Source organism: Pandoraea anapnoica (genome assembly GCF_902459765.1).
Lineage (GTDB): Bacteria > Pseudomonadota > Gammaproteobacteria > Burkholderiales > Burkholderiaceae > Pandoraea > Pandoraea anapnoica.
In genome coordinates this window covers 50,822-63,777 of the sequence record NZ_CABPSP010000007.1, presented here as the reverse complement: position 1 = coordinate 63,777, position 12,956 = coordinate 50,822, and the positions used below count along the sequence as shown (strand labels likewise).

The 12,956-nt window shown below is 63.3% G+C and carries 12 protein-coding genes; 7 read left to right on the top strand and 5 right to left on the bottom strand.

Annotated features, from left to right (window positions below):
• The first annotated feature begins 86 nt into the window (after positions 1 to 86).
• Positions 87 to 1,265, top strand: coding sequence for a DUF2863 family protein (locus PAN31117_RS12960; RefSeq protein ID WP_150738556.1), 1,179 nt, complete (start codon positions 87 to 89; stop codon positions 1,263 to 1,265).
• Positions 1,266 to 1,291: 26 nt separating this feature from the next.
• On the opposite strand, the gene trmB is transcribed toward PAN31117_RS12960, so the two are convergent.
• The gene (gene trmB / locus PAN31117_RS12955) at positions 1,292 to 1,978 is read right to left on the bottom strand and encodes a tRNA (guanine(46)-N(7))-methyltransferase TrmB (protein WP_150738692.1); all 687 of its coding nucleotides are present in this window, start codon (positions 1,976 to 1,978) and stop codon (positions 1,292 to 1,294) included.
• Positions 1,979 to 2,457: 479 nt separating this feature from the next.
• Between trmB and PAN31117_RS12950 the strand changes: the two genes are divergently transcribed.
• On the top strand, positions 2,458 to 3,090 hold the full coding sequence (locus PAN31117_RS12950; RefSeq protein ID WP_150738555.1) for a BspC domain-containing protein: 633 nt from the start codon (positions 2,458 to 2,460) through the stop codon (positions 3,088 to 3,090).
• Positions 3,091 to 3,203: 113 nt separating this feature from the next.
• On the opposite strand, the gene PAN31117_RS12945 is transcribed toward PAN31117_RS12950, so the two are convergent.
• The 3 genes from PAN31117_RS12945 to yaaA form a co-directional block, all read right to left on the bottom strand.
• Positions 3,204 to 3,917 carry a hypothetical protein gene (locus PAN31117_RS12945; protein ID WP_150738554.1) on the bottom strand — a complete coding sequence of 238 codons (714 nt, stop codon included), beginning with the start codon at positions 3,915 to 3,917 and terminating at the stop codon, positions 3,204 to 3,206.
• Positions 3,918 to 4,697: 780 nt separating this feature from the next.
• Positions 4,698 to 5,846, bottom strand: a complete 1,149-nt coding sequence (locus PAN31117_RS12940) for a M14 family metallopeptidase (RefSeq protein WP_150738553.1) — start codon at positions 5,844 to 5,846, stop codon at positions 4,698 to 4,700.
• A gap of 66 nt (positions 5,847 to 5,912) precedes the next feature.
• Entirely contained in the window at positions 5,913 to 6,692 is a 780-nt protein-coding gene (gene yaaA / locus PAN31117_RS12935; RefSeq protein ID WP_150738552.1) for a peroxide stress protein YaaA, read from the bottom strand.
• 58 nt (positions 6,693 to 6,750) lie between these two features.
• On the opposite strand from yaaA, the gene PAN31117_RS12930 reads away from it, so the two are divergent.
• Positions 6,751 to 7,263 carry a putative toxin-antitoxin system toxin component, PIN family gene (locus PAN31117_RS12930; protein ID WP_150738551.1) on the top strand — a complete coding sequence of 171 codons (513 nt, stop codon included), beginning with the start codon at positions 6,751 to 6,753 and terminating at the stop codon, positions 7,261 to 7,263.
• Between the two features lie 84 nt (positions 7,264 to 7,347).
• Positions 7,348 to 8,535 carry a pyridoxal phosphate-dependent aminotransferase gene (locus PAN31117_RS12925; RefSeq protein ID WP_150738550.1) on the top strand — a complete coding sequence of 396 codons (1,188 nt, stop codon included), beginning with the start codon at positions 7,348 to 7,350 and terminating at the stop codon, positions 8,533 to 8,535.
• Positions 8,536 to 8,621: 86 nt separating this feature from the next.
• Here PAN31117_RS12925 and PAN31117_RS12920 read toward each other — a convergent pair whose 3' ends face one another.
• The gene (locus PAN31117_RS12920) at positions 8,622 to 9,269 is read right to left on the bottom strand and encodes a glutathione S-transferase family protein (protein ID WP_150738549.1); all 648 of its coding nucleotides are present in this window, start codon (positions 9,267 to 9,269) and stop codon (positions 8,622 to 8,624) included.
• Positions 9,270 to 9,707: 438 nt separating this feature from the next.
• On the opposite strand from PAN31117_RS12920, the gene PAN31117_RS12915 reads away from it, so the two are divergent.
• The 3 genes from PAN31117_RS12915 (at position 9,708) to PAN31117_RS12905 (ending at position 12,956) form a co-directional block, all read left to right on the top strand.
• Complete coding sequence (locus PAN31117_RS12915; protein WP_150738548.1) at positions 9,708 to 11,273, top strand: 3-hydroxyacyl-CoA dehydrogenase; 1,566 nt, start codon at positions 9,708 to 9,710, stop codon at positions 11,271 to 11,273.
• Positions 11,274 to 11,288: 15 nt separating this feature from the next.
• The gene (locus tag PAN31117_RS12910) at positions 11,289 to 12,068 is read left to right on the top strand and encodes an oxepin-CoA hydrolase, alternative type (RefSeq protein ID WP_150738547.1); all 780 of its coding nucleotides are present in this window, start codon (positions 11,289 to 11,291) and stop codon (positions 12,066 to 12,068) included.
• 171 nt (positions 12,069 to 12,239) lie between these two features.
• On the top strand, positions 12,240 to 12,956 hold the full coding sequence (locus tag PAN31117_RS12905) for a histidine phosphatase family protein (RefSeq protein WP_370855757.1): 717 nt from the start codon (positions 12,240 to 12,242) through the stop codon (positions 12,954 to 12,956).

Genomic DNA, 12,956 nt, shown 5'->3' with positions numbered 1-12,956 from the left:
TCGACGCGTTTGGTGACAGCGTCCCATCTATCGCGTTCACGCATGCCGTACAATCGTGAGTTCATGTGTTTCTGCTTTGCACGACTATGCGCTCACGCACCGCCAAACGACTGACCCCCGACGCCGAGAAGCTGGTCGGCCACGCGCTCGCGCTGGCCGCCTCGGGTAGCCGCATCGAAGACCGTTTCTGGGAAGCCCAGCTCGACACGCTGCTCACGCGCGTGCTGCGCACCGGCAACCAGCCGGCCATCGACGCCGCGCTCGACCATCTCCAGGCCAACCATAGCGAAGCCTATGGCGCGCTCGCCGATCTGATCGAGTCGCAAAGCGAATCCGCCGAACCCGAGGCCGACGGCCAGACGTGGGACGGCCTGCTAGTCGCCATCCCGATCCTCGCCTGGACGCGCTACGCCATTCCGTCCGGCGCGGTGAAAGCGGACGCCCTCATGCCGGTTCGCGCCCATTTGCACGCGCACGTCCTCGCCGAATCGGCACGCGTGGCCATTTCGCCCTACCTCTACAGCATCGACCAGCTCCCGCGTACGCACTGCGAATCGTGGAAGGTGACGCAGCAACTCGTGCAGGCCGCCGTCAGCAACGCCGAAGTGAAGCAGCCCGGCAACGACCTGCCGGAGACGGCACCTATTCTCGCCGATCCGCGTTTCCTGCTCGCCGCTGTCGCCGTGCCCAAAGGCGCCGCCATGTTTCGCTGGCAGGAAGACGGTGCGCGTCACGCAGAGCGCGGTCAATGCCAGGAAGCCTGGTCAGCGCAAGGCGGGCCGAATCTGAATGCGCTGCTGCCCGGCTGCGAGATCGAGTGCCTCCTGCCCGACGCGTACTACGCCAGTTGCCGCGAAGCCGACGAACGCATTCGTCCGCACACGATTCGTACGGCGCTGCGCTATCTGGAAGACGTTCTCACGTTGACGCCGCCGGAATTGCGCGCTGTGGTGGCCGGCTTCGGAGAACAGAATATCGACGAGTACCGCATCGGCTTCACGCAACGCGGCAGCAACGACGTGATCTACGGTGTGGTGTGGCCGCTCTACGGCCGCGAGAACGGTGAAGTCGAAGGCGGTGCGCTCGACGAAGTCACCGACCTGCTGAAGGCCTGCGGTGTGACCGAGATTCGCAAGCATCCGGGCCGCTTCGATCCGGAATATTGCGACGACTGCGGCGTGCCGCTCTATCCGGACCCCGTGGGCGAAGTCGTCCATGCGGAAATGCCGGAAGACGCCGAACCGAGCCGTCCGCACTTCCATTGATCGTGGAGTGAATGCCGCCTCGACGCTCAGCGAGGCGGCAGCGTGACCACACACCGACGCAAGGTGTGCCCCGACGCCAGATACTTGCGCTCGAATGGCGTCATGCTTGCGGCACTGTCCTCCGGCGCCCACGCCTCTATCCGAGCAGCCACGCCACTCAGCCATTCGACTGCAAGCGCGAATTCCTCAATGTAGATATCCCAGTTGCTGCGGCATTCGAGCACCCCGCCGAGCGCGACGACCGTCGGAAACACCGCGTGCGCGTGCCAGCGGCGCGAGAGCTGTCCGACCTTCGGCCACGGATTTGGATAGAGGATGTAGTGGCGCGCAGGGCGAATGCCCGCGTCGTGCAGTTGCCGCCAGAAGTCCACGAGATCGGCGCGCACCCACACAAAGTTCTCGGGCCATTCGCCGTCCCACCAATCCTTACCGCGCACAATACGGCTCTCCGATTGGTCGATCCCAATGACGAAGTGATCGGGATATGTCGCCGCGAGCCGCAGCGTGCTTTCACCCACACCACATCCGGCGTCGATGATCAGCGGCGCTTCGCCCGCACTGCGCCATGCGGCGATCGCCGCGTCGAAGGCTGCGGCGCTGTACGCCGCGAGTGGCTTGCGAAAGACGGCGTCGCGATGACGGCTCACCAGTTCCGCCAATTTGTCGTGTGGACCGGTCTGAGCACTGCCGACCGTGCGTGAATTTGCAAACATGCCGAATAGAAAAATCGCGAATGCGTAGCGCATGAACGGCACGATCCGCGTGAAAAGCCCCGAAAAGCGCCGCTGTTCGAGCGATTGCGTCAACGTCTGCGATGACACAATGCGCCCCCTGTTGCCGCATAACCGCGGTAAAAGCTGCGAGAAATGTGCAAAAAGGAGAAGCGTTTTCCACGCCGACGTTCGTGTCGAAAAACGTCACGACGCAGCGTGGATGGCCCGCATTGTAGCGTGCTGTAACTTTCACGCGCGGCGCAATGCAGTCTACGGGCTTACCCCGCGGGCGTGAGCGGCTTTTTTTCGGTTAAGATGGATGCCGCTTCGCCGCTGTCTTTCAAAATGCGGTCAAGCTTCTTCGCGAGCGGCGCATGCCAGTGACTCATAAGATGAGTTATCGCATGCCCGCATTGCTCTGCAATGCTCAGGGCCGGTTCACACACACGGCCCTTACGCCCCCGAGAATACGTCAAGCAATGTCGAATCGATTTTTCCAACGCGCCGCAGGCGTCGTGATGCGAGCCGTGCGCCAGGTCGCAGGTATCGCATCCATCGCTGCGCCGCTTTGCCTGTCGGCCTTCACGGCCCCGGTACAGGCCTTCACCCTCGAACAGCATCGCGCGCTGGTCGAGCAATTCGTCAACACACGTCACGCCGATCCGATGGTGGCCGACTGCGCTGCGCACGCGAGCTTCGTCGTCGCCACGCTCCCCGGCTACGAGAGTGTCGAGTACGGCGAGACAGCACTCGATCCCGAACACGCGAAAATCGAACCCTGGAATGGCCCGTTCGACGATCGCAAGCAACGGGTCGACGTCACGCAAATGGTCGAACTCGATGGCGTCGGCAAGCGCACGAGCGGCCAGACCGACAACATCCACATTCGCTGCGGATACGCCGACGGCCGCATGATGGGCTTCGACTACACGTCGCCGCTCTCTCAGGTCGAGCAACCGACGAAGCGCGCTGCACGTGGCAACACGCGCGGCAAAGCCGCTCACGCGAGCGCGAAGTCGGGCAAGAAAGGCACGACGGCAAAGTCGTCGGCAAAAGCCTCGTCTTCGAAGTCGAGCAGCACGAAGAAGAGCACGACAAAAAAGAAGAACTGATCGCTGCGCGCGGATTCGTTGACGCGACGCGAACTCAGTGAATGTCGGAACGCGTAGCGCGAGAGATCGCGCTACGCTTCGTCACGCCTGTTCGCGTGCATTCGAGTGGGCCGTCACTGTCGCGTCGGGCGCACTATGCGCCGACGTGGCTCGACTCGAATCGCGTCATCATAATGCGTCCCGGCCGTTTCAACTTCCCGCCAAACGTGACGTAATGCCTCAGAATGTGCGGCGCAACACCTCGTCTTGGAAATGCGAGCGCGCCGCTCGCCCTTCATCAACTGCTTTCCGATGTGTCCCAACACGCCTTTGCCATTGACGTGACTTCGCAGGCTGCTAAGGAAAACGTTATGTCGGTCAGGCAGAACAGTCAGTCCGCCTGCAGCGCGAATACCGCTAGCCCCAAGCCGCTGGATGCTACGCAGTAATTCAGGCGTCACAGGCACCTTTGTGGCCCGGCGAGTGGGATCACCGTCGTCACGAAGTCTTGCGCGCCAAAAAGCTGTTGGCTTGCCGTGCCGGTCGACGTAACCCTTCAGGGTGCGGAACGGAATACCCTCGCTCCGGGAAATGGCGCGAAGGCCGCCCCTCGACTCGATACGCTGAGCCCCCATCTTTTCAAGTTCCCGTAACAAGCCGACGGTCACCTTTCCTGTGCGGAACTGGCCGGTTTCCTCCACCCGGTCGCGCGCCTCCGAGTACAGCTTGCCCAATTCGGAGACATAGGTTCTCAACGTGCTTTTCGCGATGCCGTGCTCATCCGCTATCCCGCCGATTCCGCCCCTGGCCGCGATGCCACTCGCGCCCAGGGCCTCAATGCTGAGCAAAAACTCACCTGTCACTTTTATGCCGCACGTTCTACGCATGGCATCTGGCGCTGCACTGCGAGGTTGGACGATTATCGGCCTATCGCCGACAGCGCCCCCACGTCGGAAGCATGCATCGTCACCTGATCGGACTGCGTCTGCACCGACACCAACGCCGCGGAGAAGGCACCGGGCCCGGTGTCCGTGCCGGACATCGGCGGTTGCCCGGAGGGTGTCGTGGCAGGGCCTCCGGCGCGACCGCCTGCATGGACAATTTGCTGTTCACGCAAGTGCGCCACAACCCCATGAATGTCAGCGTGTGTCAGATTCCGTTCCGTACGCGGGACGTGAGGTGATGTCGTTGGCCACGAAGCGCGGTCGGGACACAACGCTCTGGCCTCGTGAGCCGTACGGACATTGGCCATGATTTGCGTGAACTCCGCAGGCGTGGTGACCGGAAGCGGCCTCGACGGAAGGTCGTGCGACAGATTGGTAGCGTAAGAGAGCGCGTGATGGGCCTCCCACGTGCACGCTTCGAGACTCTCTATGTGCGAATCGGCCCGACGCAAACCTTGCCAGGCCGAGGAGAATGTGGAGAACAAAGTCGCGGTCGCTTCACTTGCCGCCTTGAGCGGGCGGAGCGAGGGAATGCCCGTTTCCCTCGTCGAATCCGATACGCATGCTGTCCCCTGACAAAATGAAATGGGAACGCACCGCGTCCCCGTCACCCGTCAGATTCTAGTAACACCAAGGACACGTCCTTGGAGTGACATCATGCGTTTTGGGCGTCTCGACTGCCTTTTAGGCCTGATCGGCTTGCATCTGTGCCCAGATCGCAGCGAGCATTGACGCGCCGAGGGCCGCGCTTCGCGCACCGCTCCAACCGACTTGCGAATCGGGCCGGTTGGCGTTGTCCTTGAATGGCATCTCCAGCGTGAGCGACAGGCAGCCGAAGCGATGCGCCACCCACTTCGACGCCAGTTTGAGCGACTCCATACCATGCTTACCCGGGGGGTAACCGAACTTGTCCTGGAAGTCGAGGCTTGCCGCCCTGAAGCGCTCGCTGAACGCCTTCTCGCGCGCCAGCACCGCCTCCGTGCCCCACTCGACACCGTCGTTACCCGCCAGGAAGACGTAGGGCAGCGCTTCGTCGCCGTGGATGTCGAAGAACATGTCGCAACCGGTCGCCTCGATGGCCGCACGCACGTAATGCACTTCGGGACTGCGCACGAGGTCCGGCTCAAGCCATTCGCGGTTGAGGTTCGCGCCCGTCGCGTTGGTGCGCAGATTGCCGCGCGCCGAACCGTCGGGATTCATGTTCGGCACGACGTGGAACACCGCTTCGTCGAGCAACGCCGTCGCGAGCGGATCGCCGGCCCAGTCGCCCGCACCGAGCAAACGACGCAGCATGCCCTCCACGAACCACTCTGCCATCGTCTCGCCGGGATGCTGACGCGCAATCACCCAGATATTGCGCTTGCCCGCGCGCGGCTCGCCCACCGTGAGCAATGTCATATCGCGCCCGTCGACGGTCTGCCCCAGTGAGCGCGAACTCACCCGCGGCGAATTCTGCGCGGTGCCGAGCAACGCCAGATGACGCTCCTCCGCATACGGTTCGAAATACGCGAGATAGACGCTGTCGTGTTTGGGCGTGAAGGCCACCGTCATCACTTGCCCATCGTAAGACGTCGGCACGCGGAACCACGTCACGCGGTCGTACGACGCCACCGCGCGATAGTTCTCCCAGCCGCGCGGATAGGACGTCTGCCCCGCGTTATCGAAAACGATGCGGCACGGCGCCCCCCCTACCCCCTGCACGCGGAAATGGAACCACTGCGCGAACTCGGCCGCGCCGTCTTGCGCGATGCGCACATGGATATCGTCGGCGCGCTCAGCGCTCACTACATGGATGGCGCCGCTGTCGAATCGGCTGCTGATTTGGACGGTCATGACGAATCTCGCTGGCGAAAATGAAAAGCCCCGGGGATCTTGCCCGGGGCGGGGGACGGGCTGGCGTCAGGCCACGCGGCGACGGAACACCCAGAGCGAATCGTTCGACACGCTGTCGTCGAACGCGTAGCCCTCGATATCGAACGCCTTGAGTTGCTGCACATCGGTCACACCGCGCTCGATGGCGTAACGAGCCATCAGTCCGCGCGCGCGCTTGGCGTAAAAGCTGATGATCTTGTACTTGCCGCTCTTCCAGTCTTCGAACACCGGCGTGATGACCGGCGCATTGACCAGACGGCGTTTGACGACCTTGAAGTACTCCTCGGACGCCAGATTCACGAGCACGCGGCGCGTTTCGCTATGCTCGGCGAGCGACGCGTTGATCGTCTGCGTGACACGCTCGCCCCAGAAGGCGTACAGATCGCGGCCGCGCTTGTTCACGAAGCGCGTGCCCATCTCGAGACGGTACGGTTGGAGCAGATCGAGCGGACGCAACACGCCGTAAAGGCCCGACAGGATACGCAGATGCTTCTGCGCGAAGTCGAGCTGCGCGGCGTCGAGCGTGCGGGCAGAGAGGCCTTCGTAGACGTCGCCGTTAAAGGCGAGCACGGCTTGCTTGGCGTTGGAGGTATCGAAGCGCGGCGACCATTCGGCGTAGCGCGTCGCGTTGAGCGCGGCAAGCGGGTCGGAAATGCTCATTAGCGAGCCGACCTGTGCCGGGCTCAGTTCGCGCAGGCCTTCGATCAATTCGGCCGCGTCGTCGACGAACTGAGGCACGGTGTGCGTGCTCACGTGCGGCGGCGTTTCGTAGTCGAGCGATTTGGCCGGCGAGAGAACAATTATCATATCGGGTGAGGCGTTCCTGCCTGCGCAGGAAATTAACGTAAAACCGTCATTCTATCCAATGCTTCAAAACGCTGTTGCCACGCCCGCCGAGCGGGCCTTCGCCGAGCATCTCGACACGCTCGCCACGCCACCGCGCGTGGTGCTCGACACCAATGTCTGGATCGATCTGCTCGTGTTCGACGACCCGATTGCCCGCCCCGTGCGCGATGCGCTCATCGAACACCGCCTCGTGGCCCTCATGGCCCAGCGGTGTCGCGACGAACTGGCCGTCGTGCTGACCTACCCCCAATTTGCCTCGCGTGAGATCGACAACGACGCCGCCCTCGCGTGGGTCGATGCGCACACGCACCGGATCGTTGTCCCGGAAGATGGCGCACCGCCCGCACAACTGCCGCTCTGCCGCGACCGGGACGATCAGAAATTCCTCGAAGCGGCACGCGACGGACACGCACACTGGCTCGTCAGCAAGGACAAAGCCGTACTGAAGCTGCGTAGCCGAGTGGCCCGCCAGTTCGGCTTTCGCATCGTGACGGCGAGCGCTTTTACGTCATTGCTCGTGGTTGGCGGTTAAGTTGGCGGTTAAGCGACCCCGCCCGCAGGCCGGGCGCGACGGCGGTAGAATGTCGGCCTGATCACTGCTTCGTCCACCCACCCAATGAACGCGCCTCACACTGGATCCACCACGCCTGCGCTGGTTGCCCCGCCGCTTGCGTCGCGTCTGCCGAACGTCGGCACCACCATTTTCACCGTCATGTCGGCCCTCGCTGCCGAGAAGCAGGCGGTGAATCTGGGTCAGGGCTTCCCCGACTTCTCGTGCGATCCGAAGATCGTCGACGCCGTGGCACGCGCCATGCGCGAAGACCATAACCAATACCCGCCGATGGCTGGCGTGCCCGCGCTGCGTCAGGCTATCGCCGAGAAGATCGGCAAGCTTTATGGTCAGCGCTACGACTGGAACACCGAAATCACGGTGACGGCCGGGGCGACGCAGGCGTTGCTCACTGCGATTCTCGCCACCGTGCACCCGGGCGACGAAGTGATCGTGTTCGAACCGACGTACGACAGCTATGTGCCGTCGATCGAGCTGGCTGGCGGCAAGCCGGTGTTCATCACACTCGAAGCCCCCGAGTTCCGCATTCCGTTCGACAAGCTGGCCGCAGCCATCACACCGCGCACGCGTCTGATCCTGTTCAACACGCCGCACAACCCGAGCGGTACGGTGTGGCATGAGCAGGACCTCGTGAAGTTGTCCGAGATCGTGGCGGGCACTGACATTCTGTTGATCTCGGACGAGGTCTACGAACACATGGTGTACGACGGCAAGCGTCACGAGAGCGTGGCGCGCCACCCGGAACTCGCACGCCGCAGCTTCATCGTGTCGAGCTTCGGCAAGACGTATCACGTTACGGGCTGGAAGGTCGGTTTCGTGGCAGCACCGGCCGCCTTGTCCGCAGAATTCCGCAAGGTGCATCAGTTCAACGTGTTCACCGTAAACACGCCGATGCAGGTCGGTCTGGCCGACTACATGCGCGATCCGTCGCCGTATCTCGAACTGGCTGGCTTTTATCAGAAGAAACGCGATCTGTTCCGCGAAGGTCTGGCCGGCACACGCTTCAAGCTACTGCCGTGCGAAGGCACCTACTTCCAGTGCGTGGACTACAGCGCGATCAGCGATATGAGCGAAGCCGATTTCGCGCTGTGGCTGACGGGCGAAATCGGTGTTGCCGCGATTCCGGTCTCGGCGTTCTATCATGAGCCGCACGAGTCGGGTGTGGTGCGCTTCTGCTTCGCGAAGCAGGACGCGACGTTGCGGGAAGCGCTCACGCGTCTGGCAAAGATCTAAGCGCATCTCCGACTGCCGGGACGCCCCCAATGAAAACGGCCGCCATCCCTCGGATGGCGGCCGTTTCGTTTTACGGTCCAACCAACTTACCCGGCTTTCTTCGCCTGCTGATAAGCCTTTTGTTCGGCACGCACGCGCTGGAACGATTCACGTTCAGCGAGTCGCTTCGTGTATGCCTTCCAGTCGATATCGGCGGCTTGCAGGAAGTCTTCGCCATAGACGGCTTGCGTCGCCATCCCGAGAATCGGCAGATGGATGCCTGCCGCGATATCGGCCATCGTGAACGTGTCGCCCGCAACAAACGGTGCGAATTTCGCAAGTCGCTTGAAGGCGACGATGTTCCGGCGCAGCAGTTTCTCCGTGCGACTGCGCGTGCCTTCCGACGCCGTGCCGCCAAAGAACGCCTGTCCGTACACTTCACGCACCACCAGCTCCAGATGCAGTTCCAGCATCGTGAGCAACTCACGTTCCTTGGCCTGTCGCCACGGATCACTGGAGAAGAGCGCCGGCGTCGGATGCGTCACCTCAAGGTAATCGCAGATCACCTGCGACTCCGACAGGAAACCTTGTTCCGTTTGTAGATACGGCACCTTGCCGAGCGGCGAGCATTGCAGCAGCGGCTCGTCCTGACACGGAATGGATTCGGACTCTTCGAAGGGCACGCCCTTCTCGTAAAGCACAACCTTGACCTTGTTGTAATAGTTGCTTACCGGAAAGCCGTACAGCTTCAACATGATGTCTCCCATGTGAGTGAGCCGGTGGACGTATCCACCGGTTACCGGAAGTGTACCGGCACGCCCCTACCATGCGTGAATTGAATTCAACCGCAGGCGTCCCGAATTCCGGCGCTCGGCCAGTGCGCACGCCCCGCCAGCATTCCAGACAGGTATCCATGTCGTCGACCGCCCAGCGGAACAAGCGCTGGCAACGGCGGCGAGATCAGCGACAATAACCGCAACGCGTTTTGGGCATCGGTTTGCATCGCTTGGCAATTCGGCAGGAAATTCATTTCCCGACCGACCGGTCGGACGATAGAATGACAAGTCGCGCGCACTCAGTGCCTGGTTAGCGGCCTCGATAGCATCGGCTTAACCGGATTGAGCCTTGCGCAGGCCCTGAGCGCCCACAAGATACCGATCGACGACATCGACACCAACTTCGAGACACTCCGAATGACTGCATCCCCCTCGTCTTCCTCGTCTAACGTTGCGGCCGCTGCCAGCAAGGCCATCGACGTTCTGGGCATCGTCGGTGCCGGCGCCATGGGGCGTGGCATCGCTCAGATCGCCGCTCAAGCCGGTCTGAAGGTCAAGCTATACGACACCAACGCCGCCGCCGTACAAGCCGCCCTGGGGGCCCTGCGCGACACACTGGACAAGCTCGCCTCCAAGGGCAAGATCGACGCGGCGAGCGTCGATGCGACGATGGGACGTCTGCATGCGTGCAACGCACTGGAGGATCTGGCGGACTGCCAGCTCGTCGTCGAGGCGATCATCGAGAAAATCGAGATCAAGCGCGACCTGTTCCGCGCGCTCGAAGGCATCGTTGCCGCCGACGCGATTCTGGCGTCCAACACGTCGTCGCTGTCGATTACGGCGATTGCGGCCGCGTGCGAGCGTCCCGAGCGCGTGGCGGGCTATCACTTCTTCAACCCGGTGCCGCTCATGAAGGTGGTCGAAGTCATCGACGGCCTGCGCACCGCACCGGAAGTCGGCGACGCGCTGCTCGCCCTCGGCCAACACATGGGCCACACGGCCGTGCGGTGCAAGGACATGCCGGGCTTCATCGTCAACCACGCCGGACGCGGCATGAACACCGAAGGCCTGCGCGTGGCGAGCGAAGGCGTGGCGAGCTTCGCGGACATCGACCGCATCCTGCGCGAGCAGGCAGGCTTCCGCCTCGGCACGTTCGAACTCCTCGACCTCACGGCACTCGATGTCTCGCACCCCGTGATGGAGTCGATCTATCACCAGTTCTACGAAGAAGCCCGCTTCCGTCCGTCGCCGATCACCGCCGTGCGCTTCGCGGGCGGACTGCTCGGCCGCAAGGTTGGCGAAGGCTTCTATCGCTATGTCGACGGCAAGCAGCAGGTGCCGTCCGAAGCCCCTGCGCCGGACGCATTGCCCGCGAGCGTCTGGGTGAGCCGAGCGGATACACGAGGCTTTGCGGCCGTCGTCGAGCTGCTGGGTACGACAGGGGTGACCATCGAAAGCGGTGAGACGCCGTCCGAGACGGCCCTGATCGTCGTCACGCCGCTCGGCTTCGACGCCACGACGTGCGCTGTCGAGCAAGGTCTGGACGCGACGCGCACCGTCGCCATCGACACGCTCCTGCCGCTCGCCGGTGCGAAGCGTCACACGCTGATGACCACGCCCGTGACGACCGCCGACGCACGCAACGCCGCCCACGCGTTATTCGCCCACGGCGGCACGCCGGTGACGGTGATCCGCGATTCGGCCGGGTTCGTCGCACAACGCGTGATCGCCACCATCGTGAACATCGGTGCCGATATCGCGCAGCAACGTATCGCGACGCCGGGCGACATCGACCGCGCCGTCACACTGGGTCTCGGTTACGCCAGGGGGCCGCTCGCACTGGGCGACGCCGTCGGCGCGCGTCAGTTGCTCACGGTCCTGCGTAATCTGCAATCGTTCTACGGCGACCCGCGTTATCGTCCGTCGCCGTGGCTCACGCGTCGCGCACAACTCGGCGTGTCGCTGCTCACCGAAGAAGCGTAATCCGGAGACTGACTCATGGCTGCTGAACTGCTCGCCGAACGCGTCGACCAGACGCTGGTGCTGACGCTGTCCAATCCCGGAGCGCGTAACGCCCTGCATCCGGACATGTACGCCGCTGGCGTCGAAGCACTGGCCACGGCCGAGCGCGACACGACCGTGCGCGCCGTCGTGATCACCGGGGCCGACAATTTCTTCTGCGCGGGCGGGAATCTCAACCGTCTGCTGGAAAATCGTCAGAAAGATCCATCGGTGCAGGCCGCCAGCATCGACGCGCTAGCCGAATGGATCGAGGCGCTGCGTGCGTGCCCGAAGCCGATCATCGCCGCCGTCGAAGGTGCGGCCGCCGGGGCGGGCTTCTCGCTCGCGCTCGCATGCGATCTGCTCGTTGCCGCCGACAACGCCAAGTTCGTAATGGCGTATGTGAAAGTCGGCCTCACGCCCGACGGCGGCGGTTCGTGGTTCCTCTCGCAGGCCCTGCCGCGTCCGCTCGCCACCGAGATCCTGCTCGAAGGCAAGCCGGTGTCGGCCGCGCGACTCGCCACCGCGGGACTCGTTAACCGGGTCGTCGCGCCCGGACAAGCCCGCGCCGAAGCACTGAACTGGGCGACCGATCTGGCGCAACTGTCGCCGAACGCCGTCGGCCGCATCAAATCGCTCATCGACAGCGGTGCCAGCGAAACGCTGACCTCGCAACTCGGTGCCGAGCGCGATAATTTCGTCGCTTCGCTGCACCATGCCGACGGCCTGGAAGGAATCAGTGCCTTCCTTGAAAAACGTCCGGCAAAATACCCCTGAAACGCACACTCGCAGAGGGCGTACCCGAACCACCGGCGTGCGCCCTCTCTCTATGCCCTGCAGCAGCACCTGGCCACCAAGGCTCTCTAGCCTGCCAGTCCGCTGCCCGCATTCGTTCAGGAGAACCCTCGCATGAGTTCACTCGGCCAACTCGGTGCCCAGACCGGTCCGCTGACCTTCACGCCGTCGGCACGCCGCCGCATCTATCTGATGCGTCACGGCGACGTCACGTATTTCGACGACAGCGGTCACCCAATCGATGCCGACACCGTCCCGCTCAACGAACTGGGACGCACGCAGGCCAGCGCCGCCGGACGCGCCTTCGCCGCCGAGAACATCCGCTTCGACCGGGTCATCGTGAGCGGCCTGCCGCGCACACGCGAGACCGCCGAGCGTGTGCTCGCAGAAACCGGGCAGGACGTCGAAATCGAAACCTGGCCGTGCTGGCAGGAAATCCGTGCGGGCAAAATCTCCGACCTGCCCCCCGCCGAACTGGCACAAGCGTTTCTCAGCGCATTCGACGGTCTGGTGCCGGAAGACACACGCTTCATGAACGGTGAATCGGTACGCGAACTGCTGGATCGCGTCGTGCCGCCGCTCGCGGAGCTGCGCGCCGATAAGTCGTGGGACACCGTGCTGCTGGTGTTGCACGGTGGCGTGAATCGCGCGATTCTGTCGCATGCCCTGCATCCGCTGGGCCGCCTCTTCCTCGGCCAGCTCGCCCAGACGCCTGCGTGCATCAATGCGCTCGACGTCGGCGAAAAACCGCAGGACTGGGTGGTGCGCCTTATGAATTTCGCCCCACCGCAGCCACTGCATCGCGATAACCGGCTCACGGTCATGGAGAAGATTTTCGCGTCGTTCGTCCGTACGCGGCAGCGCGGCTGA